The organism is Salinispora cortesiana (genome assembly GCF_000484695.1).
GTDB lineage: Bacteria > Actinomycetota > Actinomycetes > Mycobacteriales > Micromonosporaceae > Micromonospora > Micromonospora cortesiana.
The window spans coordinates 55,193-77,180 of the sequence record NZ_AXVR01000013.1; the positions used below are offsets into that span (position 1 = coordinate 55,193).

Annotated in this window: 23 protein-coding genes and 1 pseudogene; 8 read left to right on the plus strand and 16 right to left on the minus strand. The window is 69.3% G+C overall.

Going from position 1 to position 21,988, the window contains the following annotated elements; all coding sequences use genetic code 11:
• Nucleotides 1-45: 45 nt before the first annotated feature.
• The 4 genes from K228_RS0108690 to K228_RS0108705 all read right to left on the minus strand — a co-directional run bounded on the left by K228_RS0108690 (nucleotide 46) and on the right by K228_RS0108705 (nucleotide 3,999).
• Nucleotides 46-1,023, minus strand: coding sequence for an NAD-dependent epimerase/dehydratase family protein (locus tag K228_RS0108690; RefSeq protein ID WP_025618092.1), 978 nt, complete (start codon nucleotides 1,021-1,023; stop codon nucleotides 46-48).
• Between the two features lie 113 nt (nucleotides 1,024-1,136).
• Nucleotides 1,137-2,810, minus strand: coding sequence for a solute symporter family protein (locus tag K228_RS0108695; protein WP_025618093.1), 1,674 nt, complete (start codon nucleotides 2,808-2,810; stop codon nucleotides 1,137-1,139).
• Nucleotides 2,788-3,156, minus strand: a complete 369-nt coding sequence (locus tag K228_RS0108700; RefSeq protein WP_025618094.1) for a DUF485 domain-containing protein — start codon at nucleotides 3,154-3,156, stop codon at nucleotides 2,788-2,790. Before K228_RS0108700 ends, K228_RS0108695 begins: the two co-directional genes overlap by 23 nt.
• Nucleotides 3,157-3,291: 135 nt before the next feature.
• Entirely contained in the window at nucleotides 3,292-3,999 is a 708-nt protein-coding gene (locus K228_RS0108705; protein ID WP_025618095.1) for a flavin reductase family protein, read from the minus strand.
• Between the two features lie 78 nt (nucleotides 4,000-4,077).
• On the opposite strand from K228_RS0108705, the gene K228_RS28215 reads away from it, so the two are divergent.
• The 3 genes and pseudogenes from K228_RS28215 to K228_RS0108725 all read left to right on the plus strand — a co-directional run bounded on the left by K228_RS28215 (nucleotide 4,078) and on the right by K228_RS0108725 (nucleotide 5,520).
• On the plus strand, nucleotides 4,078-4,374 hold the full coding sequence (locus K228_RS28215) for a hypothetical protein (protein WP_025618096.1): 297 nt from the start codon (nucleotides 4,078-4,080) through the stop codon (nucleotides 4,372-4,374).
• A 172-nt stretch (nucleotides 4,375-4,546) separates the two neighbouring features.
• Nucleotides 4,547-5,335, plus strand: a pseudogene (locus tag K228_RS26890) (helix-turn-helix domain-containing protein).
• Nucleotides 5,332-5,520 (plus strand): DUF397 domain-containing protein, encoded by a 189-nt coding sequence (locus K228_RS0108725; protein WP_025618097.1) that lies wholly within the window; start codon nucleotides 5,332-5,334, stop codon nucleotides 5,518-5,520. Before K228_RS26890 ends, K228_RS0108725 begins: the two are co-directional and overlap by 4 nt.
• A gap of 101 nt (nucleotides 5,521-5,621) precedes the next feature.
• On the opposite strand, the gene K228_RS0108730 is transcribed toward K228_RS0108725, so the two are convergent.
• The 4 genes from K228_RS0108730 to K228_RS0108745 all read right to left on the minus strand — a co-directional run bounded on the left by K228_RS0108730 (nucleotide 5,622) and on the right by K228_RS0108745 (nucleotide 9,978).
• Entirely contained in the window at nucleotides 5,622-6,878 is a 1,257-nt protein-coding gene (locus K228_RS0108730; RefSeq protein WP_025618098.1) for a hypothetical protein, read from the minus strand.
• The gene (locus K228_RS0108735) at nucleotides 6,871-7,443 is read right to left on the minus strand and encodes a sigma-70 family RNA polymerase sigma factor (RefSeq protein WP_025618099.1); all 573 of its coding nucleotides are present in this window, start codon (nucleotides 7,441-7,443) and stop codon (nucleotides 6,871-6,873) included. The genes K228_RS0108730 and K228_RS0108735 overlap by 8 nt, the downstream gene beginning before the upstream one ends.
• Nucleotides 7,444-7,540: 97 nt before the next feature.
• Nucleotides 7,541-9,217: an ABC transporter permease gene (locus K228_RS0108740; protein WP_425414508.1), complete on the minus strand. Its 1,677-nt coding sequence runs from the start codon at nucleotides 9,215-9,217 to the stop codon at nucleotides 7,541-7,543.
• The gene (locus K228_RS0108745) at nucleotides 9,214-9,978 is read right to left on the minus strand and encodes an ABC transporter ATP-binding protein (RefSeq protein ID WP_025618101.1); all 765 of its coding nucleotides are present in this window, start codon (nucleotides 9,976-9,978) and stop codon (nucleotides 9,214-9,216) included. Before K228_RS0108745 ends, K228_RS0108740 begins: the two co-directional genes overlap by 4 nt.
• A gap of 124 nt (nucleotides 9,979-10,102) precedes the next feature.
• Between K228_RS0108745 and K228_RS26895 the strand changes: the two genes are divergently transcribed.
• Entirely contained in the window at nucleotides 10,103-10,603 is a 501-nt protein-coding gene (locus tag K228_RS26895; protein ID WP_080671561.1) for a SigE family RNA polymerase sigma factor, read from the plus strand.
• A 57-nt stretch (nucleotides 10,604-10,660) separates the two neighbouring features.
• On the opposite strand, the gene K228_RS29410 is transcribed toward K228_RS26895, so the two are convergent.
• Nucleotides 10,661-11,008 carry a hypothetical protein gene (locus K228_RS29410; protein WP_245603435.1) on the minus strand — a complete coding sequence of 116 codons (348 nt, stop codon included), beginning with the start codon at nucleotides 11,006-11,008 and terminating at the stop codon, nucleotides 10,661-10,663.
• Between K228_RS29410 and K228_RS29415 the strand changes: the two genes are divergently transcribed.
• Nucleotides 11,007-11,492, plus strand: a complete 486-nt coding sequence (locus K228_RS29415; protein WP_025618102.1) for a hypothetical protein — start codon at nucleotides 11,007-11,009, stop codon at nucleotides 11,490-11,492. The genes K228_RS29410 and K228_RS29415 overlap by 2 nt on opposite strands.
• A 170-nt stretch (nucleotides 11,493-11,662) precedes the next feature.
• Here the strand turns inward: K228_RS29415 and K228_RS0108755 are convergent, their stop codons facing one another.
• The gene (locus K228_RS0108755) at nucleotides 11,663-13,297 is read right to left on the minus strand and encodes a sodium/solute symporter (protein ID WP_025618103.1); all 1,635 of its coding nucleotides are present in this window, start codon (nucleotides 13,295-13,297) and stop codon (nucleotides 11,663-11,665) included.
• Between the two features lie 2 nt (nucleotides 13,298-13,299).
• Nucleotides 13,300-13,704 carry a hypothetical protein gene (locus K228_RS0108760; RefSeq protein WP_025618104.1) on the minus strand — a complete coding sequence of 135 codons (405 nt, stop codon included), beginning with the start codon at nucleotides 13,702-13,704 and terminating at the stop codon, nucleotides 13,300-13,302.
• A 205-nt stretch (nucleotides 13,705-13,909) separates the two neighbouring features.
• Between K228_RS0108760 and K228_RS0108765 the strand changes: the two genes are divergently transcribed.
• Nucleotides 13,910-14,632 carry a prepilin peptidase gene (locus K228_RS0108765; RefSeq protein WP_025618105.1) on the plus strand — a complete coding sequence of 241 codons (723 nt, stop codon included), beginning with the start codon at nucleotides 13,910-13,912 and terminating at the stop codon, nucleotides 14,630-14,632.
• Between the two features lie 5 nt (nucleotides 14,633-14,637).
• Here K228_RS0108765 and K228_RS0108770 read toward each other — a convergent pair whose 3' ends face one another.
• The 3 genes from K228_RS0108770 to K228_RS0108780 all read right to left on the minus strand — a co-directional run bounded on the left by K228_RS0108770 (nucleotide 14,638) and on the right by K228_RS0108780 (nucleotide 17,201).
• Nucleotides 14,638-15,390 (minus strand): LytR/AlgR family response regulator transcription factor, encoded by a 753-nt coding sequence (locus K228_RS0108770; protein ID WP_025618106.1) that lies wholly within the window; start codon nucleotides 15,388-15,390, stop codon nucleotides 14,638-14,640.
• Complete coding sequence (locus tag K228_RS0108775) at nucleotides 15,387-16,613, minus strand: sensor histidine kinase (RefSeq protein ID WP_025618107.1); 1,227 nt, start codon at nucleotides 16,611-16,613, stop codon at nucleotides 15,387-15,389. Before K228_RS0108775 ends, K228_RS0108770 begins: the two co-directional genes overlap by 4 nt.
• Nucleotides 16,614-16,979: 366 nt before the next feature.
• Nucleotides 16,980-17,201 (minus strand): hypothetical protein, encoded by a 222-nt coding sequence (locus tag K228_RS0108780; RefSeq protein WP_025618108.1) that lies wholly within the window; start codon nucleotides 17,199-17,201, stop codon nucleotides 16,980-16,982.
• 602 nt (nucleotides 17,202-17,803) lie between these two features.
• Here K228_RS0108780 and K228_RS0108785 point away from each other — a divergent pair.
• Both K228_RS0108785 and K228_RS28220 read left to right on the plus strand, forming a co-directional pair.
• Nucleotides 17,804-18,781: a M64 family metallopeptidase gene (locus K228_RS0108785; RefSeq protein ID WP_025618109.1), complete on the plus strand. Its 978-nt coding sequence runs from the start codon at nucleotides 17,804-17,806 to the stop codon at nucleotides 18,779-18,781.
• Nucleotides 18,782-18,961: 180 nt separating this feature from the next.
• Entirely contained in the window at nucleotides 18,962-19,171 is a 210-nt protein-coding gene (locus tag K228_RS28220) for a hypothetical protein (protein ID WP_155251566.1), read from the plus strand.
• 126 nt (nucleotides 19,172-19,297) lie between these two features.
• Here K228_RS28220 and K228_RS0108790 read toward each other — a convergent pair whose 3' ends face one another.
• Nucleotides 19,298-20,860 (minus strand): sugar transferase, encoded by a 1,563-nt coding sequence (locus tag K228_RS0108790; RefSeq protein WP_025618110.1) that lies wholly within the window; start codon nucleotides 20,858-20,860, stop codon nucleotides 19,298-19,300.
• A 265-nt stretch (nucleotides 20,861-21,125) separates the two neighbouring features.
• Nucleotides 21,126-21,986 (minus strand): Fpg/Nei family DNA glycosylase, encoded by an 861-nt coding sequence (locus K228_RS0108795; RefSeq protein WP_029723420.1) that lies wholly within the window; start codon nucleotides 21,984-21,986, stop codon nucleotides 21,126-21,128.
• Between the last annotated feature and the right edge of the window lie 2 nt (nucleotides 21,987-21,988).

Below are 21,988 nucleotides of genomic sequence, written 5' to 3' on the forward strand. Positions count from 1 at the left end.
GTCAGCCGGTGGCACGCCGAATTGGCGACGAGTCGTCGTGGGCGGCTACCCGAGCCGGTCGCGGAAGTACGCAATCGTGCGACGCAGGCCCTCCTCGGGCGTAACTTCGGGCTCGAAGTCGAGGAGTTCCCGGGCGCGAGTGAGATCCGGTCGACGCATCTTCGGGTCATCCGAGGCGCGGGTGACATAGGTCACCTCGGAGCTGCTCCCGCAGAGCGACACGATCGACTCTGCCAGTCGACGCATGCTCATCTCGTGCTCGGTCCCACAGTTCACCGGCCCGGTTTCGGGCGAATCCAGCAGCAGCAGGATGCCCCGCACCAGATCATCGACGTAGCAGATGGAACGGGTCTGATCCCCGGTGCCATGCACGGTGATCGGCTCACCGCGCAGGGACTGGGCGATGAACGTCGGGATCGCCCGGCCGTCGTCCGGCCGCATCCGTGGGCCGTAGGTGTTGAAGATTCGGACAATGGCGACATCGGCCCCCCGGCTCCGGTGGTATGCCATCGTCGCCGCCTCGCCGAACCGCTTCGCCTCGTCGTAGACGCTCCGGATCCCGATTGGGTTGACGTTGCCCCAGTACGTCTCCCGCTGGGGGTGCTCCAACGGGTCCCCGTACGCCTCGGAGGTGGAGGCCAGCAGGAACCGGGCACCGTCGGCGACTGCCCGGTCCAGCAGGTGCAGGGTGGCGATGGAGCCGACCCGGAGGATCTCCACCGGCAGCTTCTCGAAGTCGGTGGGGCTGGCCGGCGACGCCATGTGCAGAATGGCGTCGAACCGTTCGGCGAGGGCGGGGTGGTGCTCGGGAAGCCCGTCGGAGATGTCCGCCTCGACGAGCGTGAAGGTCGACGTCTCCGCCAGGTGGGCGACGTTCTCCTTGGAGCCGGTCACGAAGTTGTCCACCGCCACGACCGTGCAGCCACGGGCGAGGAGGGCGTCAACCAGGTGGGAGGGGACAAAGCCCGCCCCGCCGGTGACGAGGATGCGGTGACCGGGGCCGAAGCGTTGCACAACCTTCATGGCGGCCACCCTACCGAGCGGTCGGTTCGCCGCCCGGCGCGGAAGGGCGGGCCGGGGCGCCGTCGCCCCGACCCGGCCCATCCGGATCTCGCCGGCTCGGCCCGCCCGAACGGTCAGTGCGCGCCCGCGCCGGTGAGGGAGCGAACCTCCAGCTCGGCGTAGCGCTGATCGTCGCGCTCCTTGGAGATCACCGTCCCGAACCAGCCGCAGAGGAAGCCGAACGGGATGGAGAGCAGGCCCGGGTTGGACAGGGGGAACCACTGCCAGTCCTGGTCGGGGAACATCGCGGTCGGTGAACCGGAGACGACCGGGGAGAAGAAGACCAGGAAGACCGCGGCGAAGAGGCCGCCGTAGATGGCCCAGACCGCGCCGCTGGTGTTGAAGCGCCGCCAGAAGAGGCTGTAGAGGATCGCCGGCAGGTTGCCCGACGCGGCCACCGCGAAGGCGAGGGCGACCAGGAAGGCGACGTTCAGGTTCTGCGCGAAGATGGCGAGGACGATCGAGATCGCCCCGATCACCAGGGCGGAGATCCGCGCCACGGCCACCTCCTGCCGCTCGGATGCGGTGCCGTTCTTGACCACGTTGGCGTAGAAGTCGTGTGCCAGACTGGAGGAGGAGGCCAGGGTCAGGCCGGCGACGACCGCCAGGATCGTCGCGAAGGCGACCGCCGCGATGACCGCCAGCAGGGTCGCCCCGCCCAGTTCTCCACCGAGGAAGTCCATCCCCAACGCCTCGGCGAGCTGCGGCGCGGCTGTGTTCCCGGCCCGGTCCTGCGCGGTGATCGCCTCGCTTCCCACCAGCGCCGCCGCACCGAAGCCGAGGGCGAGCGTGAGCAGGTAGAAGCTGCCGATGATGCCAATCGCCCAGAGGACGCTCTTCCGGGCGGCCTTCGCCGTCGGCACGGTGTAGAAGCGGATGAGGATGTGTGGCAGGCCGGCCGTGCCGAGCACCAGCGCGACGCCGAGGGAGAGCAGATCCAGCTTGCTGTAGAAGGTTTTCAGGGCGTCGCCGGGTGTCTCGACGCCGTACCGTAGCCCCGGTTCGAGGAAGGCGGCACCCTTGCCGGAGGCGTCCGCCGCGTCGCCGAGCAGGTCGGAGAGGTTGAACTTGTACTTCGCCAACACCAGCAGGGTCATCACGACGGCGCCGCCCATCAGCAGGAACGCCTTGACGATCTGCACATAGGTGGTGCCCTTCATGCCGCCCACCGTCACGTAGGTGACCATCAGCGCACCGACCATGATGATCGTGGCGATCTTGGCGGCGTCCGCGTCCAGACCCAGGAAGGTCGTACCCGGCTTGATGCCGAGCAGTAGGGCGACCAGTGCCCCCGCACCGACCATCTGGGCGAGCAGATAGAAGATCGAGACCGTGATGGTGGAGGCCGCGGCGGCCGTCCGCACCGGACGCTGCCGCATCCGGAAGGCGAGCACGTCGGCCATCGTGTAGCGGCCGGAGTTGCGCAGCAGCTCGGCGACGAGCAGCAGCGCCACCAGCCAGGCGACCAGGAAGCCGATCGAGTAGAGGAAGCCGTCGTAGCCGTAGAGAGCGATCAGGCCGGCGATGCCGAGGAACGACGCCGCCGACATGTAGTCGCCGCCGATCGCCATCCCGTTCTGGAAGCCGGAGAAGGAACGACCACCCGCGTAGAAGTCGGTGGCGGTCTTGGTCTGCCGGCTGGCCCACACCGTGATCGCCAGCGTCACCGCCACGAAGACGAGAAAGAGTGTGAGGGTCAGGTTCCGGGCGGTGCTGTCGCCCGCCTCAGCCGCGAGGACCGTGGTCATGGGTCACCTCCCCGATCTCCGCGCGGATCCGGTCCGCGACCGGATCGATCCGGCGGGCGGCGTACCGGGAGTAGAGCCAGGCGATCAGGAAGGTGGAGGCGAACTGGAGCAGACCGAAGACCAGCGCCACATTGATGTTGCCGACGATCTTCGTGCCCATGAAGCCCCGCGCGTACGCGGACAGGATCACGTAGAGCGCGTACCAGAGAAAGAACGCGACGGTCATCGGGAAGACGAAGCCGCGCAACGCGCACCGCAACCCGGCGAACTCGGCCGACCATTGCACGGCCAGATAGCGCTCCGCCGCCGACTCGGCCGGGGCGGACGCGGGTGTGTCCGTGGACATCCGTGGCTCACCACCTTCACAGGTATCCGGGGGTTTCGCGCACGGTAGGGGATTCGCTACCGACCCGGAAGGCGGCGATCGTCGTCGGTCGTCAGCTGCGCCGAACGGCACCGTAGCTGCGCCGAGTGACCTGGCTCACTCCGTTGACCGGCGACCGCCTCCGGTGATCTCGTGGTACCGGCCGCGGTAGTGCAGCAGCGGCTCCGCCTCCTCGACCAGCTCGACGGCGACGATGGTGGCCTCCACCAGCAGCGCCCAGCCGTACTCCCGAGCGGTGTCGAGGCGGCAGCCTGTCCAGCCGCCGGCGTCCGACGGCACCGGGCCGTACTCGGTGTCGGTCCAGTCGTCGGTGGCGAAGAGGCCACCGGGCGAGGGAAAGAGCCCGGCGAACCGGTCGGCGAGCTGCCGGTGTGCCGGGCGAAGTGGCGCCACCGCGAAGCGCCCGGCCGCCTCGGCCGCCGCCCACAGCTCCGACTCCGGGTCGACCAACCCGAGTAGCCGGTCCGGCTCACCCTCTGCCACCAGCGTCGACGACACCGTCAGCCCGGCCGGTCCGGGTGCCGTCCAGAGCGTCACCGGCGTCGCCAGCCGACCGCGCAACCGGCGTACGGGGGACCGCTGGCCGGCGGGAACGGCGAACGGGTCGGTGTGGTGGATGTCGGCACCCGGCTCATGATTCACGTGGAACATTCTGCCGTCCCCGGACCGGGCCCAGCCGACGAAGCGTTCGTGTAGCCCGCCCGACAGCTCATTGCAGTGCAGCGGCGCGAGCTGCGCCGCCGCCTCCGACAGCAACGTTCCCAGGTAGACGAGGAGCGCGGCTTGATCGTGTCGGTACTCCACCGATAGCGCGAGCCGTGCCGGCTGGCACGGCCATGGGGCGCCACAAGCCCGACACCGCCAGAGCGGGCGCATCGGTACGTGTGGCACCCCTCGGCCCGCGGCTGGGCGGCCCGCTGGCGGTCGTACTCCGCTCACCAGCGGCCGCCGTTGGCCCGCCAGGTCTGCGCCGGGGTCAGCCAGCCCACTCGACCCGGTCGGGGTGACTCCACCGTCGGCCAGCTGGCCCACGCTGGTGGCTGCTGCGGCGGGGCCGGCACCCGCCCCACCGTCGTCGCTCCCCGCGGACTCGTCGCCGCCGGCCGGACCCTGCGCCGGTACCACCGCAACGCGCTGTTTCGTCGGAACAGTCTGAGCATCGCTGCCTCCTCCAGCTAGTGGGTCGCCCCGACCGGGAGTGCTCGGGGCGACCCGACGCAGAACCGACTGCCGGGCGTCGCCTCCACCAGCCGGGCCGCGCAGCTTCCACCCTGGACTCAGTGGCTGGGGCAGGGGAGGATGCCAGTGCTTACTACAGAGCGCGGTCACGTACTTACCTGGTAGGTGAGCGATGAAGTTCGAGATGTGGATCCGGGCGCTGAAGGCCGCCCGTGCCGCTGCCAACGTTTCGCAAGAGGGGTTGGCAGCGATGATCAAATGGAGCCCGTCCCTGATCGCTGCCATCGAGACTGGTCGACGCCGTCCGACCATGGAGTTGGCGGTCGCCGCAGATGATGTGCTGGGCACCGGTGGCCTCCTCGCCGAGCTACTCAAGGAGGCAGACCAGGAGCGGGGTCCCTCCTGGTTCGTGGCGTGGCGGGGCTACGAACAGCAGTCGACCCGGTTGCGCGCCTTTGAACCGTGTCTGGTGCCGGGCTTGCTCCAGACCGAGGAGTACGCCCGCGCGGTGATTTCGGCTGGCGGGCTACAGCAAGCTGCCGCAGTAGACGAGTTGGTTGCTATCCGCATGGAGCGCCAGCGATTGGTGTACCGGGATCCCCCGTTGTCGCAGGTGGTCTTCCTGATGGACGAGATGGCAATTCGTTGACCGGTCGGTGGTCAGGCTGTGCTTGACGCGCAGCTTGACCGGCTGCTGGAGGTGGCCGAGCTACCGCAACTCCGGCTGCATGTTGTGCCACTCAGCGTCGGTGAGCACGTCGGTCTATCCGGCGGCTTCGTGTTGGTCGAGCTGACCGACGGTGAACAAGCGATCTATCTGGAAAACGCTGCCCGGGGGCACGTGGTCAACGACCCTGAGACCGTCCGCTTCATCAACCGCAAGTGGGATAGCGTGCTGGGCGAGGCGTTGTCCACAGGCACTTCGCTTGACATGATTCGAAAGCTGAAGGTGACGTCATGACTGCTGTTGAACCGCACTGGCGCACGTCAACCCGTTCTGGGGATACCGGGGGCAACTGTGTCGAGGTGGCGGACAACCTGGCCGGGGTGGTGTTGGTGCGCGACAGCAAGGACCGGCTCGGCCCCGCGCTGACGTTCGGTCCCGAGTCCTGGCGCACGTTCGTCGCCGCTACCCGCCTCCGCTGACCGGCAGCGCGCCTACCGGCTGCTTCCGACTTGGCAGCGGCCGGAGAACGGCGGCCGCCCAGCGACCGACGTGGCAGTCGCTGGGCGGCTTCGTGCGTTGATCAGGGGGCAAGCAGGACGTTCCCGTTCGCTGAGTTGTCGTCCTCGGCGCCGTCGGGCTCGGGGTAGGGCCAGCCTTCGCCGTCTCCGATATCTGTTCCGGTGAAGCCCCAGACGATTTTGGCCTCCCACTGACCGGGCTGCGCGCCATCGAATATGGATTTCGGCGCGGACAACGGAAGATCAACAACGGAGTCGGCATTCACCGCCAGTGCCGGTAGCCAGCATTGGTAGCGCGTACCGCTCGGGGTTTTCGACGTCGCGCACTTCGCGGGTAGCGAGGTGATCGTGACCTCGCCCGGCAGATCCACCGTCAGATAGGGGTCGGTGGCCCGTTGCGGCCCCTGGTTGCTGACGGTCAGGCTCAGCGTGCCGGACGCCGTGTCCGCGCCGTCCGGTACGAGCTGAACGTCATCCCCGCTGATGGAGAGGTCGGTGACTCGCGGGTTCGGCGGGAACGCGCTCGGCCCGCCCGACTGGACGAAGCCCTTGCCCGACCAGGAGTAGGTCCGCCACTGCGACTGCGCGAACCCCTCCACGATTCCTTCGCCGACCGCGTCCACGACCTCCACGTCGACGGCGGTGCCCTTCGCGCGGATCTTGCTAACCCAGGCGATGTCGTCGGTATGCCCGGTGACCAGACCCATCGTGACGATGTTGTCGGAGGAGTCCCGGTCAAAGGCGAGGACCCGCGACTCGCCCATCTCGATTCCGCTGCAGTTGATCAGTGCGGCCGTCTCCTTCGCTCCGTCACGATCGAAATCAGCGTGGATTACCTCGGTGATTTTGATCCGGAGTTCCGAGTTGGGCGCGAGCTGGGCGGTGCCGTCGGAGAACTTCACCCGTCCTGCTGGGCAGTGTTCTTTCAGGTAGTCGGGCCAGGCGGGAAGCTCCAGCGTGGCGTCGCCGAGCTCTGTCTTGCCGATCTGGCCGTCTGGTGGTGGTGTGCTGGGCGTGGCCGACGGGGTTGGGGAGGCGGATGGGGTGGGGGAACTGGATGGTGCCGGAGTCGTCAGGGTCGGCGTTGGCGTGTTCGCTGGTAGTACGGGTGGATCCTGGTTGGTCCAGGTTGACGCGATCGCTGGGGTTGCGGCGAGTATTGCCACGGCTAGGACGCCGGCGGCGACGAACCGGGTGGTACGGCGCCGACGGGCGACGTGTTGTGCGGCCGCGGCGCCGGCTGGGGTCGCCAGCGGTCCACTGGAGGTGAATGCGGCGAAGATGTCATCGAGGTTTTGGGTGTCGTCGTTCTCAGGCATCGGTTTCCTCCGTCCCCGGGTCGGAGAGTGCGGCGGCTAGTGCGGCGCGGCCTCGGTGTAGCCAGGACTTCACGGTGCCGGTAGCGGCCCCTTCCTGGTCAGCGATCTCGGTGATGCTGAGGTCGGCCACGTGGAAGAGGACTAGTGCCCGTCGCTGCTTTTCGGGCAGGGTGGCGAGTGCGCGGGCCAGCGCCACCCGGTCTGGGCTTGGCCCTTCGACTATGTCGTCCCGGCGAAACCGGGCGTGGGCGCGGGCGGCGCGGAGCCGACGCCAGCGGGAGCGGGCGACATTCATGGCGACGGTGCGGATCCAGGCTGCTGGATGGTCGTAGTGGACCAGTTTGTTCCAGCGGGGCCAGGCCCGGCTGAATGCCTCCTGGACTGCGTCGCGGGCATGGTCGATGTCAGCTGTGTAGGCGTAGAGCTGGAGCATCAGTGGTTGGAAAGTGGCGGCGTAGAACTCCTCGAAGCTGCCACTCACACCACTCACACCACCCGCGCCCTCCGTGACCGCGGGTGGCGGTTCCTCCCGGGTATCCCCCGGGCCGTGCATCCTTACCATCACGTTGGCGCCTCCCCTGCTGGCTGGCCGTCTGATCGCGGCTCTACTCAGCAGACTCCCTGACACCATCGCTGGTTGCGGTTCAACCGGGTCGAGACTTTCAGCGGCGGGGGGTGATGGTCGCCAGCAGTTCGGGCTGACGCCGGTCCAGCACGTCGCCGGCCAGGTAGGCGCCGAGCAGCGCCGCCCCCAGCCCGTACGCCGCGCCGATCGGTAGGGCCAGCCAGAGCCAGACGTCGCCGAGCAGCGCGGCGGCCACCACCATCGGGATCACCGCGACCGCCGAGGCGAGCATGGACAGAACGGCCAGGAAGCTGCGGGCCACCCCGGCGCCGCTGTTCAGCGCGAACGGGTTGCTCGTCTCCGGCAGGGAGTACGCCCCGAGTACGGACAGCAGGGTGTTGACCGCGAGCCCGGCGCCGAAGGTGGCGAGCAGGCTCCCCGCCGTCAGGCCGATCCACCCCGGCTGCCCCAGCACCAGGAGGGCGAGCACCCCGGAGATGATCAGAACCAGCGGCAGCAGGTAGAGCGAGAACGCTGCCATCCGGGCCCGTAGCTCCACCGCGCCCGGCACCCCCACAACCACGTGCGCCGCGTACGCGCTGCCGTCGAAGCCGAACTGGTTGGCCAGGGTTGCGGCGGCGAGCACCCCGACGAACACCATGGAGAGAGTGACCAGGACCGGGGACGAGGTGTCCAGGGCGCCGCCGCCGGTGTCCCCGGCGCCGCCGAGATTGAGCATGACCGGGACGAAGAGGCCGACCACGGCCAGCGTGATCAGGTTTGCCCGTCGGCGGGCGTCTCGCCACCAGTACCGCGCCTCCCGCGCCACCAACGCCCCGAAGCGGCCCCGGGGGAGCCAGCCCAGCAGCCGGGGGAAGAGCTGCGTGACGGCGGTGCCGGTGGCCCTCGGCCGGGTTGACGCCCGGCTGCTGCTCGTGGTGCCGACCATCGCCGACTCCAGCGAGCGAGACCACCAGGCCAGCAGCGCCACCACGGTCACTGCCGTGATCAGCAGCTTCACCGGTGCGGCCCAGACCCGCCCCTGCGCGACCTCGATGCCGATCGTCCACGGCGCGCCGAATGGCGTCCAGCCGACCACGGCCGCCACCTCGGCGAGCCGGTCCCAGTCCGCGTCCTGTAGCGCGGCGGCGGCGGCCAGCTGCACCGGCGCGATCAGGGCGGCAGCCCCGGCCAGCAGGACCGCGGCCAGGTCGCGGACCCGACGCGAACGCAGCATCGTGGCGAAGGCGCTGGTGACGGCGCGGGCCCCGGCGACGCAGAGCAGCAGGCCAGCCAGCACCCCGACCGCCTGTGTGAGGGCGGCCGACCATCCGCCGAAGATGCCCGCGGTGAGGATCAAACCGCTGGCGGCCAGCAGCACGGCGACCGCCGGAACGCTGACCAGCGCCGCCGCGAAGAGACCGGTGACCAGGGTTCGACGGGGCAGCGGAAGCAGCGCGAAGCGGGCCGGGTCCAGTGTCTCGTCGACCCCGAAGAAGATCAGCGGCAGTAGGAGCCACCCCAGCACCACCAGGCCGCCACCGAAGGCCGCCAGCAGCGTCGCGTACTGGTCGTTGCCGGCCAGTCCCGGGACGGCGAAGAGGAAGAGGCCGAAGGCGGCGAACCAGAGCCCAGCGAATGCGCCGAGCGCGAAGAGGCCGATCCGCCAGCCCTGGCCCCGGAAGTTGTTGCCCATCACCCGCAGCTTGAGCCGGACGAAGTGCCGGGCCGAGACCCGGCGACCCGCCCCCACGTCGGCTACCGCCTCGGTCACCGCGACAGCCACGCCAGCTCCTCACCGGTCGCGGTGCGCCCGCCGACAACCGTCACGAAGACCTGCTCCAGCGTCTGCTCTCCGCGGACCTCGTCCAGCGTGCCGACCCGTTTGATGGCGCCGTCGGCGAGGATCGCCACGTGCGAGCAGAGTCGCTCCACGACCTCCATCACGTGACTGGAGAAGACGACCGTGCCACCACCGGCGACGTACCGCCCGAGGATGTCTCGAATCAGCGCCGCCGACACCGGGTCGACCGCCTCGAACGGCTCGTCCAGCACCAGCAGCCGGGGCCCGTGCAGCAGCGCACAGGCCAGGCCGATCTTCTTCTTCATCCCGGCCGAGTAGTCCACCACCAGGGTTCGCCCGGCGTCGGCGAGCGCGAGCACGTCCAGCAGCTCCGCCGCACGCTGGCTGACCACCGCCGGATCCATGCCGCGCAGCAGGCCGTGGTACGCGAGCAACTCGGCGCCACTGAGCCGGTCGAAGAGGCGTACGCCGTCGGGCATGACGCCGAGGAGTTGCTTCGCCCGTACCGGGTCGGCCCAGACATCGTGGCCGAGCACCCGGGCGCCGCCGGCATCTGGCCGGAGCAGCCCCACAGCCATCGACAGCGTGGTGGTCTTGCCGGCGCCGTTGGGTCCGAGGAGCCCGTAGAACGAGCCGGCCGGCACGGTCAGGTCGACGCCGGCCACGGCCACCTTCGCGTCGAAGCGCTTCACCAGACCGTGCAGCGCGAGGGCAGGGTGCTCTGCTGTCATGCGTAGAACCGTAGTCGGCCGGGACCAGCTGGTTCTTCACTGTGATGTCGATCGCTGGATGTCTTTGGCAACCGTTCTGCTTCGTGGCGGGTGATAGTGGCGAAGTTGAGAGGGGCGGAGCGCAGTGGATGCGGAAGACGGTTTTGCGGAGTTTTACCGTAGCACGCGTCATCGGGTTGTCACGGTGCTTTATGCGCTGGGTGGTGATCTGGGTGAGGCGCAGGATGCTGCGCAGGAGGCGTATGTGCGGGCTTGTCAGCGTTGGTCGAAGATCAGCACGTACGACGATCCGGAGGCGTGGGTGCGGACTGTTGGGCATCGGCGGTTGGTGAATCGTTGGCGCAAGGTTCGTAATGGTATTTCTGCGTATCGCCGGCATGGTGTTGGTGTGGCTGCTGGGCCTCCGTCGGAGAACACTGTGGCGTTGGTAGCTGCGTTGCGGCAGTTGCCAAGTGAGCAGCGGGAGGCGGTTGTCTTGCATCATCTGGTGGATCTGTCTGTTGCTGAGATTGCTGATCAGACGGGTGCGCCGACGGGCACTGTTAAGGCTCGTCTTGCTCGTGGGCGTAAGGCCCTTGCTGTCCTTCTTGACACCTCGTTTCCGGAGGAGGTCAATCATGTCTGATTCGTTTTTTGCCGAGTTGTATCGCGATACTGAAGCTTTGAACTGGGATCCGGTTGATCAGGTGCGTGCGCGTGCCCGGCGGCGGACCCAGCGGACTCGTCTTGTTGCTGGTTTGGCGAGTGCGGTCGCTGTCGCCGTGGCCGCTACTGGTGCGGTGGCCCTGGCCGAAGTCCGGGAACCGGCACCACCGGCACCACCCGCGACGAACAGCCCCTCACCCAGCCCCAGCGGCACCCCGACGCAATCGGTGTCACCCTCCCCGTCGCCCTCGCCGACCACGGCCCCGCCGACCACGGTCCGGCAGAGCGCGGCCCCGCCGAGCGTGGCCCCGCCGAGCGCGTCGCTGGAGGCTAGCCAAGAGCCGACCCTCGGCCCGTCGTCACCGGATGTTCCAGCCGCGGCCATGCTTCGTACCGAAGATCTCCCGACCGGCTTCCGGGCAGCGGGCGACGATTTGGATGGCGACTGGTCTTTTCATGCGGGGACCAGCTACACCTGCGAGGAAGACGGACAGAGCTGGCCAGGGGAGAAGGCGTTCCGGGGAGCTGTCTTTCGCAGGGGGACCGAGAGCACGGTGATCGAGCGCGTGGAGCGGCATTCGGAGGAAGGCGCGAAGACCACGATGGGAAACGTTCGGCGGGAGGTGGACGGCTGTAAGCCCCTGAACCCGGACAGCAGCAAGGGGATGGAGGTCTTCGCCTCCGGCCTCGCGGGTGACGAGTCGTTGCTGGTGGGTCGGATCGGCGAGAAGGCGACGTCCCGCTGGCTCTTCGTGCGACAGGGTGAACTGGTGGCCCAGGTGTGGCTCAAGGGCGTTGATCCGGCCGAGGACCAGCGTATTGCGGAGCGCACAGCCGCCCGGCTCTGCGCCGGTACGGACGCCTGCTGAATGATGCTTTCCGGTCCCGGGCCTCTCCCTCGCGGAGTGGCCCTGGCCGGACGGCTCCGATCCCGGACGAGATCAGGTGCGGTGGCGCAACCTTGCCTGCTGGCCACTCTGGATGACAGCCAGCACACCCGCGTTTCGGCCCAGTGCGGGCGGATGCGGTTTACGGCGCTCTACCGCAGGGCTTCGGGGGCGTGCAGACGGAGCATCGTGGCACCGACATCGGTCGGGACGTGGCGGCGCGTGGCCCCTGACACCGCCACCATTACGGTGAAGGCGAGCGGGACCGTCCAGGCGGCTGGCTGCGCGAGGAGGGCGGCCGGCCATCCGGTCAGCGGGGGGCCGAGCACGGTCACCAGTACCGCCCCGGCCGCGGCGCCCCCACCGACGAGCACCCCGACGGCGGCGCCGCGGGCGGTCAACCCCCGCCACCAGATGCCCAGCACCAGCAGCGGGCAGAAGCTCGACGCGGCCACCGCGAACGCCAGCCCCACCACCTGTGACACCTCCAGCCCGGAGACGTTGAGCGCAAGCACCATGGGCACGCTTCCGGCGAGCACGGTGGCGAGTCGGAACCCGCGTACCGAGCCGCGGCCCAGCAGGTCGGTGGAGATCACTCCGGCAACGCTGGTGAGCAGGCCGGAGGAGGTGGAGAGAAACGCCGCGAACGCGCCGGCGGCGACCAGCGCGGCGAGGAGCCGGCCGGTGGTCCCCGTACCCAGCGCCGCACCGGGCAGGAGCAGCACCACCGCGTCGGTCTCCCCGGTGAGCAGCAGGTGTGGGGTATAGATCCGGCCGAGTGCCCCGTAGACGGTTGGCAGCAGGTAGAAGGCGCCGACGAGGGCCAGTACCACCAGCGTGGTATGGCGGGCGGCGGCACCGTCCGGGTTGGTGTAGAAGCGCGCCAGCACGTGCGGTAGGCCCATGGTGCCGAGGAAGGTGGCGAGGATCAGCGAGTAGGTGGTGAACAGGCCCTGCTCGTCGGCGCCGGTGCTGGGCAGCAACCAGTCGGCCGGGTCGGTGGCGGTCCCGGCGACCTGGGGCACCGGTTGTCCGGCGGCGAAGGTCAGCTCGTCGCCGGGGCGTATCTGCTGTTGCTGGCCGTCGGGGAGGGTGAGGGTGGCGGGATGTTCGACCACGACGGTGGTCGCGGTGCGGAAGGTTGGACCCTCCGGTGGGGTCACCGCCGGGCGGGAGTCGGCCTGCCACTGCAACACCAGGAAGATCGCCGGTACGGCGAGAGCGGTCAGCTTGAGCCAGTACTGGAACGCCTGGACAAAGGTAATCGCGCGCATGCCGCCGAGCGCCACGTTCGCGGTTACCACCGCCGCGACCAGGAGGGCTCCCAGCGGGTAGGGCGAGCCGGTCAACGTGGCCATGGTCAGCCCGGCACCCTGCAGCTGGGGGACGAGGTAGAGCCAACCGATGAAGATCACGAAGGTGGTGGCGAGGGTGCGTAGCCGCCGGGAGCCCAGCCGGAGCTCGCAGAAGTCGGGCAGGGTGAACGCCCCGGAGCGGCGCAGCGGTGCGGCGACGAAGAGAAGTAGCGCCAGGTACCCGGCGGCGAAGCCGACCGGGTACCAGAGCACATCCACGCCGTGCTTGAGGATCAGACCGGCGACGCCGAGGAAGCTCGCCGCCGACAGGTACTCCCCACCGATCGCGGCGGCGTTCCAGGTCGGGCTGACCGCCCGGGACGCCACCAGGAAGTCCGAGGTGGTGCGGGCGAGGCGTAGACCGTAGAAGCCAATGCCGACGGTGATCAGGGTGACCGCGACGAGGGCCGGAACTACATAGCCGTTGCCCACACTCAGCGCTCCGGCCGCTGGATCAGGTCGGTGAAGTCCTGCTCGTTGCGTTCGGCCAGGCGCACGTATGCCCAGCCGACCAGGACCAGGAACGGGAAGGAGAGCCCGCCGAGCAGCACCCACGGCAGGTGCACCCCGAGCACGGTGACCCGGCTGACCGACGGCGCGATGGCGAACAGCCACGGCAGGCCGCCGAGCCCGACGGCCACCACCAGCCAGAGCCGCAACGCCAGGGAGAGCTGTGCCCGGACCAGGCCGCGGACGAGCGCCTCGCCGACCCGGGTCTGCTCGGTGAGCTCGGTGTGGGGGTGCTCGGTGCGGAGCTGCTCGCCTCGGGACTCGCGACGGACCACATCGGCCAGCACGATGCGGGTCCGCGCGGAAACGCGGTCATCGGCGGCGACCACTTCGGCAGTCTCGCTCGATTCCAGGGAAAGTCAAGCGCTGCCCTGCTGGCCGGTGGGGTACCGCATCGCCCTGTGGATAACTTGTGGACAAGTGGTCCTTGCTGTGGATAACTGCGACCCACAACCGGTCTGAGCTGCGACGGAAGGTGTGGACCGGCGCGGGCGAAGAGACCGGGGCGGGGCGGGCGGGCGCTAGGCTCCCGCCGTGTTGCTTCCCCTCGTTGCCGCCGTCGCCGGTGCCGGCTGGGGGATGTTGCTGCCCGGGCTGATCGACCGATACGCGGTCGGCTGGCCGACCGGTCGGCCCCGGCCGGCCTGGCGGAGCACCTGCCCGGACTGCGCCGGTGCGCGGCCACCCTGGTGGCGGGCACCCCGGCGGTGCCCGGACTGTCGTCGCCCGCTGACTCCGGGATGGGCGGTCACCGTGCCCCTCACCGCCGCCGCCACCGGCATCGTGGGGGCCGGCGTCGGAGCCAGTTGGGCGCTGCCGGCGTTTCTACTGCTCGCTGCCCTCGGGGTGCCGCTGGCCGTGGTCGACCTGCGGGTACTGCGGCTGCCCGACCCGTTGGTGGGGGGCGTCGTCGGCGGTGGAGTGGTGCTACTGCTGCTCGCCGCGGTGGCCGCCCCGGCGTTCCCGGCACTGGGCCGGGCCCTGCTCGCCGCCGTGCTCTGCGGGGTTGGCTACCTGACGCTCACCCTGCTGCCCCGGTCCCAACTCGGCTTCGGCGACGTGAAGCTCGGCGCAGCGCTTGGGCTCTACCTCGGCTGGCTGGGATGGCCGACCGTGGTCACCGGGGTTCTGCTCGCTCCGCTGGTCAACCTTCCGTTGGTCGTCGTCCTTCTGGCGACCGGCCGTGCCGGCCGACAAACCCCCATCCCGTACGGGCCGGCGATGCTCGGGGCGGCGACCACCGCCATGGTGTGCTAGCCGGGTCAGCGGGCCCAGTCCTGCTTGGCCGCCCGGATCAGCTTCTCCTTCAGCTCCCGGGTGTGTCGCCGACTCACCGGCAGCTCGGTCGAGTCGACTACCACCACGTAGCCGGAGTTCACCAGCCGCAGCTCGGCGATGAGCCGCAACTGGACCAGGTAGGAGCGGTGGACTCGCACGAAGCCAGCGTCAGCCCACCGCTCGGCGAGGGTCGCCAAGGAGACCCGGACCAGGTGGGAACCGTCGGCGGTGTGCAGCCGCACGTAGTCACCCTGCGCCTCCACCCAGCGCACCGCCGACCGGGGCAGCATCCGGGTCGTCCCGGCCAGCTCGACCGGGATCGTCGGGTCCGCTTCCCGTGCCGGCGCCGCCGGCTGCAGGGGCACCCGCCGCGATCCGATCACCCGGCGCAGCGACTCGGCCAACCGTTGCGCCCGGACCGGTTTGCGGACATAATCCGTCGCACCCAGGTCGAACGCGTCCACCGCGCCGTCGTCGTAGGCGGTGACGAAGACGATGGCCGGCGGCCGGGCGAAGCGGCGGAGCACCCGGGCCAGCTCCACACCGTCCAGCCCCGGCATCCGGATGTCCAGGAAAACCACGTCCACGTCGCCGTCGCGAAGCACCCGCAGCGCCTCGGTGGCGTCACCGGCGGTGTGTAGCCGGGCGACTCGTGGATCGACCCGCAGGTGGTACGCCAGCTCGTCGAGGGCCGGTGGCTCGTCGTCCACCGCCAGCACCCGGAGGAACCCGGTCACGTGCCGGCCCGTACGCCGGGATGGAATTTCGGCACCCGCATGCTCACCCGCGTGCCCAAGCCGAGGCCGGTCTCCACCACCAGGCCGAACTCGTCCCCAAAAACCGCCCGAAGTCGTTCATCAACATTGGACAGGCCCACATGCCCGCCCGGCGCCCCCACCGGGGCGCTCCCGGCGGCGGCCAGTTCGGCGATGCCGGCGGTCAGCGTGGCCGGGTCCATCCCCACCCCGTCGTCCTCCACCGTGATGTGGCACTCGGTGCCCGCGTCCCGGGCCTCGATGCTCACCATGCCCGTACCGGGCTTGCCGGACAACCCGTGTCGCACCGCGTTCTCGACCAGTGGTTGCAGGCAGAGGAAGGGCAGGGTCACCGGCAGCACCTCGGGGGCGACCTGGAGCCGCACCTGGAGCCGGTCGCCGAACCGGGCCCGTTCGATCGTCAGGTAGTGATCGATCGACCGGAGCTCCTCGGCGAGGGTGGTGAACTCGCCGTGCGCCCGGAACGAGTAACGGGTGAATTCGGCGAACTCGAGGATCAACTCCCGGGCTCGGTCCGGGTCGGTGCGGACGAAGGATCCGATCGCCGTCAGCGCGTTGTAGATGAAGTGTGGGCTGATCTGTGCCCGCAGCGCGCGGACCTCGGCGCGGGCCAGCCGCTCGCGGGAGGAGTCCAGATCGGCGAGGGCGAGTTGGGTACCGGCCCAGTGCGCGGTCTCCAGCGTCGCCTGAACCAGGCCAGGCGCGGGGACCCCCTCCGCGATGGCCAGCAGTACGCCGACAACCCGCCGGTCCGCGCCGGTCAACGGTGCGACGACGGCACCCCGGACCGGGCAGTCCACCCGGTCACAGGGCAGCTCCGCCTCCCCCAGCACGGTCGACCGGCCGGCTGCCGCGACCCGGCGGGCCGCCACGACGAGCTGCTTCTGGTGGTGTGCGCCGCGCCCGTCGAGGGCGAGTAGCGCCGTGGTGTCGGTCAGCGCCAGCCCGACCGCCCCGACCAGGGCCCGGAGGTGGCGTACGGCCTTGGCGGCATTCGCGGCGGTTAGCCCGGCGCGGAGCGGCTCAGCGGCGAGTCCGGCGGTGTGCAGCACCTCGTAGGTGGCCCGCTGGGTGGCGGTGGCGATGGTGCGGTGGCCACGCGGGCGCAGCACCGCGACGAGGGTCGCCGTCAGCGCGGTCGCCAGTGCGACGACACCGAGGACGGCGGAGAGGCTGCCACTCACGGAGTGCATCCTGGCCGGTGCCGGCCGGAGTGCCAAGGGCTCCGGCGTTTGACCGCTTATTGGTTGAGGCCAGCCCTGCTACCGGACTACGCTGCGTGAGCGTCGGATGTGCTGTCGATGGTTCGCGACGGGGCTCGGCCCTGCTCGACCGGCTGGACGGTGATTCCAGCCGGGTGGGGCCGAACACGTATCGGGGTCAGCGCGGGTGAACAGCACGGTTTCTTTGCGTACCGCGAGGTCGCGCGGTGTAGGCGGGCTGGCTGCGGGTGACCACCGTCTGGTGACGGGTCGGAAGCGGACGGTGGTCATCCCGCGTCTGATCAGTGCCCGCCTGGCACGACGTGGCACTGGATATCGACGATGGTGTTACTTCGTGCCGGTAAGGGCGACCAGGGCGTTCGCGGTCCGGAAGTACGGGTTGCGGCCGAGGTCGCCGACGGTGGTGATGTTGAAGGCTTCCTTGAGCAGCTTGGCGTCGCCGTCGCTGACCCCGGAGAGGGCGGACACCGGGGCGTCGACGATCTCGGTGAGGGTCTTGTCCTGGTATGCCTTGTCAACCAGCTTGCCGAGGTCGGCGGTGACGGGCATGCGCACTCCTTTGCCACTCCGGCCGGAGGCTCCGGCCGGATACGGATGAACCTGCCAAATTAGAACACGGCCACTTCGTCTGATTCCACTATGGATCTTTGACGAGTTGGGTACTTTCCTCACTGGAGTGAGGTGAGGACCCTCGTTGCTGGCGGCGCCACCAGGTAGCCGGCGGCTCGTCGCGTCCCACCGCCACGGTGCCGTAGGTGGACCGCCCGGAGCCGCACAAGGTGACGGTAGCGCCGTGGTCCTGGATGGTCGAGTCGGGCTCGATGGCTGTCCATCTTTGCCGGCGTGGGCTCGGCGACGACCGTCTGGGACGGTGCGCACCGTGCTGGCCACACTGTCCAGGATAGAATTCTAGTACATTCGCGACCGCGCCCTGGAAGGCTACGGTCCGCCGCACCCGCGGCGTCGGCGAGTGACTGATCGGCCACCCATCTGGGTGAATACACTTAGCAAAATATCCCACAAAATCAATCCATGGCGGTCCTTGGTTTGACCTTGTCCGTACTTCTACTATGCCCGGACGGGATTCCCTCAACAGGCGAACCGGGCGGGATCGTCCTGCAACGGTGCCGACCCCCCGAAAGGACGCCCCCATGCGCCGACGATCGATCCAGCGGATCGGCTTGGCCCTACTCGTCACCGCGGTGAGCCTCACCCTGTCCACCCCGACAGCCGCCATGCCCGACTCGGGCACGCCGATGCAGTGGCGAGAGGTCTTCTCGCCCGACGGCACGATCACCAAGATGTATCTGCCCCAGGAGAAAACCGCGACCCAGCTCGCCCCAGCCGATGTCGTCGCCCAGGCGGACGTGGTCACGATCCAGTACAGTGGACCGTCCAGCCAGCGCTTCGACATGGTGTTCATCGGCGATGGCTACACCGCCGCCGAAATGGGCACTTTGCGCAAGCACGCGCAGGCGAAATGGGACGAGATCGCCGCCAGCGCCCCGTGGAACAAGTACAAGAGCTTCATCAATGTGTGGTTGGTCAACATCATCTCCAACGAGTCCGGCGTCGACAACGACCCATCCCCGGGCGTCAACCGCGACACTGCGCTGGACATGCACCTCTGGTGTAACAACACCGAACGCCTGCTCTGCCTGAACGAGGCCAAGGCCCGGCAGTACGCCAACCAGGCCCCTGGCGTCGACGCGATCGTCGCTGTCGGCAACACCGCCAAGTACGGTGGCGCCGGGTACCGCGACCTGTCCACGGTTTCCGGCGCCAACATCCTGTCCGGCCAGATCGCGCTCCACGAACTCGGCCACTCGGTCGGCGGCCTCGCCGACGAGTACTACACCCCCGGTACCACCTACAGCAGCGGCGAGCTGCTGGCACTCAACGTCACCACCGACTCCACCGGCCGCAAATGGGCCTCCTACCTTGGCCGCGCTACTCCCGATGGCGGTGCTATCGGCGCCTACGAGGGCGGTCACTACCACGAGTACGGCGTCTACCGGCCGTCGCAGGACTCCCTGATGCGCAGCCTCAACAAGCCGTTCAACACCGTGGGCCTGGACGTGATGGACCGCGCCATTGGCTCCAAGATCAGCGGCGGTGCGACGGGCTAAGTCATGGTCTAGGCTTCCTCCCGGTCTGGGCCCAACGCCGTTGAGTCAGGGCGGGGGGTCGGCGTGTCAAAGCGTGTCTGAGACGCGAAGCAGCGGAGCTCCGGTATAGCGGGTGGTCATTCCAAGGCGACCTGAACACCGGGAGCTCCGCTGGCCGCCCAGGCTGCCATAACTCGGACGTTGACGGTAGCGGCGGCCGCCGCCAGCCTGTTCACCACCCTGGCCGCGACCTGCGCGGACCTGGTGATCCACGGCAAGAACGGCCGCCGCCCACCCTTGAACTCCATCCAGCATCCTCGGTGGTCGCGTCCTACGCGCCCGCACCCCGACGGCATCCAGCAGAAGCTTTACGCCCTGCTCGTCGTCCCCAGATCCAGCGCACCGCCCTGACCGACGCCACCGACAGCCAGCCCGGTGTCCCACCTGTTACCCCCCACCGGCGAACCGGTGAGAACCCACATGATCAAACGCGCGCACGGCAAGTACCCGGCTCGCGGACCAAACACGGCATTGGGGCTAGTATGCGCCCTTCCGGGCGAGCACCACTCCGACCGTGCGCCATAGGATGCTCAGGTCGTACGCCAGCGACCAGTTGTCGACGTAGTAGAGGTCGAGGCGGACCGCCTCGTCCCAGGAGAGGTCGGAGCGGCCGGAGACCTGCCAGAGGCCGGTGATGCCGGGCTTGACCAGCAGCCGGCGGCGTACGTCGCCGAGGAAGTCACCGTCGTCGGCGGGCAGCGGTCGGGGCCCGACCAACGACATCTCCCCCTTGAGCACGTTGATCAGCTGGGGCAGCTCGTCCAGGGACGAGGCGCGTAGGAAGCGGCCCACCGGGAAGACCCTCGGGTCTCGCTTCATCTTGAACAGCATGCCGTCGGTCTCGTTCTGGTCAACCAGGCTGGCCAGCCGCTCCTCGGCATCCACGTACATGGTGCGGAACTTCCAGACCCGGAAGGTCCGCCCCTCGTGGCCCACCCGGGGTTGCCGGAAGAAGACCGGACCTGGGTCGGAGATCCGGATCGCGATCGCGATCGCGAGAAAGACCGGTAGCAGGATCAGCAGGCCGAGCCCGGCGGCCACCCGGTCGAGCAGGTTCTTCGCCAGCAGGGCGGGACCGGAGAGGGTCGGCTCCTCCACGTGCAGCAGCGGCAGTCCCTCGATCGGCCGGATGTGCACCCGGGGCCCGGCGATGTCGGTCAACTGCGGGACCACCGCCAGGTCGACCCCGGAGCCTTCGAGCTGCCAGGCCATGCGGCGCAGCTCGCCGGGCTCGGCGCTGGCCGACCCGCAGACCGCGATCGTGTCGCCGCCGACCTCGCGAACCAGGGCGAGGAGGTCCCGCCCCGCGTAGACCGGGACCGGGGTTTCCACCCCCCGGGCAGCCGCGTAGCCATCGGTGAGATGGATGGCGACCGGCACCAGGCCGGCAGCGGGACTGCGGGTGACCTGGCGGTGGACCTCCAGGCACTCGGGCAGAGTGCCCACCAGGACCATCCGGTGGCCGGCCCGGCCGGCGTTGCGCCGGATCACGTGCAGCACGAATCGGACCAGGATCCGGACCAGCAGGATCAGCAGCAGGGCGAGGAGCAGCGCGGTGCCGACCGAATAGCGGGACAGATCGGTCTTGGTGGCGAACGCCAGGAAGGAGACCGTCGCGCAGACCGCCACGCCGGCGCGGAGAACCCGCTTGAACTCATCCGGGCCGAGGCCCAGGTAGCGCCGATCGTAGGAGCCGTTGAACCAGAGGATCGCCACCCAGCCGAGCGGCAGCAGCACGCAGGCCACGGTGTAGAACCAGGTCGGGTCGTTGTAGAACCCGGCCCGCGACTGGTCGAAGGCGCGGATGGCGGTGAAGCTCGCGAAGGCGGCGGCGGCGAAGTCCAGCAGAACCAGGATCGCGGTGTAGGGGCGGTGCCAACGGGAGACCCGGCGGTGGCTACGGGCCCAGGCCAGCCGAGGCACGCCGTTGTGGGACGGCGGTGGCGGCGGCTGGATCTCGAAGCTGTCGACGTGCCGCACGGTTCTGCTCCGGCCTCCGTTGGTTACCGGGCGCTGGAGGCTTGTCGTCACCTCATCCATGTCCTCCCGCAGGACGCGGACTGCTCACTCGGAGTGAGGGCCCGTGTCGCCCACCGCTTCAGTCTCCCATGCGTCACCCGGACCCGAGCGTGGACCGGTAGGACCTCGCTTCGGGCTGTGCCGGTTGGCAGCTGGCCGGCTCCGGACCTTTACAGAAGCCGGGACCGGGCCACTATACCGATGGATGGCCGTTCGAGTAGAACCCCAATCCCGACGTTCGTCGCGCGCGGGCGGAATATTCACGGTTAGACGTGAGCACCCTCACTCAACGTACAATTCGCGACAACCGTCGGTCGGCGAGCGGCTTCCCGCCGGTCTGGCAACCGGGGCAGTACTGGAGGCTGGAGTCAGCGAACGAGACCTCCCGTACGGTGTCGCCGCAGACTGGGCAGGGCAACCCGGTGCGGGCGTGAACCCGCAGACCAGAGCGCTTCTCGCCCTTGAGCTCGGCGGCCCGTTGCCCCACCGACCGGGTCACCGCGTCACCGAGCACGTCCCGGGTCGCCGCGTGCAGGGTGGCGAGCTGTTCGTCGGTCAGCCGGGTGGTCAGCGCGAACGGTGACAGCCGCGCCGTGTGCAGGATCTCATCGGAGTACGCGTTACCCACCCCGGCGAGCACCGTCTGCTCGGTGAGCACCCCCTTGACCTGGCCCTTGCGGCTGCGGAGCCGGTCGGCGAAGGTCGCCGGGTCCACCGCGAGCGCATCCGGACCAAGCCGGGCCACCCCGGGCACCGCCGTCGGATCGGTCACCAGATAGACGGCGAGACTCTTCTGGGTGCCGGCCTCGGTCAGGTCGAACCCGGAGCCGTCGTCGAGGCGGGCCCGCAGCGCCACCGGGCCCTTGCCCGGGCGCAGCGGGGCGCGGGACGAGAAGTCCTCTCGGAAGTGCAGCCAGCCGGCGCGGGCCAGGTGAACGACCAGGTGCAGGTCAGCGCCGAGCACCAGGTCGAGGAACTTGCCGTGGCGCTGGACGTCGGTGACCGGGCGGCCGGCCGCGGCCGTGATCGCCGGGTCGTACGTCTTCAGGGCGTTGATCGCGGAGATCTCCAGCCGGTCAACCTGTCGGCCGACGGCGCGTTGGCGCAGGTAGTCGGCGAGCGCCTCCACCTCTGGTAGTTCGGGCACCC

Bases quoted from the DNA above. Each gene is read 5' to 3' on its own strand.
- K228_RS0108690 (WP_025618092.1), bottom strand. From the start codon at position 1,023: ATGAAGGTTGTGCAACGCTTCGGCCCCGGTCACCGCATCCTCGTCACC.
- K228_RS0108695 (WP_025618093.1), bottom strand. From the start codon at position 2,810: ATGACCACGGTCCTCGCGGCTGAGGCGGGCGACAGCACCGCCCGGAAC.
- K228_RS0108700 (WP_025618094.1), bottom strand. From the start codon at position 3,156: ATGTCCACGGACACACCCGCGTCCGCCCCGGCCGAGTCGGCGGCGGAG.
- K228_RS0108725 (WP_025618097.1), top strand. From the start codon at position 5,332: ATGACTGCTGTTGAACCGCACTGGCGCACGTCAACCCGTTCTGGGGAT.
- K228_RS0108730 (WP_025618098.1), bottom strand. From the start codon at position 6,878: ATGCCTGAGAACGACGACACCCAAAACCTCGATGACATCTTCGCCGCA.
- K228_RS0108745 (WP_025618101.1), bottom strand. From the start codon at position 9,978: ATGACAGCAGAGCACCCTGCCCTCGCGCTGCACGGTCTGGTGAAGCGC.
- K228_RS29415 (WP_025618102.1), top strand. From the start codon at position 11,007: ATGCTTCGTACCGAAGATCTCCCGACCGGCTTCCGGGCAGCGGGCGAC.
- K228_RS29410 (WP_245603435.1), bottom strand. From the start codon at position 11,008: ATGGCCGCGGCTGGAACATCCGGTGACGACGGGCCGAGGGTCGGCTCT.
- K228_RS0108780 (WP_025618108.1), bottom strand. From the start codon at position 17,201: ATGCCCGTCACCGCCGACCTCGGCAAGCTGGTTGACAAGGCATACCAG.
- K228_RS0108785 (WP_025618109.1), top strand. From the start codon at position 17,804: ATGCGCCGACGATCGATCCAGCGGATCGGCTTGGCCCTACTCGTCACC.
- K228_RS0108790 (WP_025618110.1), bottom strand. From the start codon at position 20,860: ATGGATGAGGTGACGACAAGCCTCCAGCGCCCGGTAACCAACGGAGGC.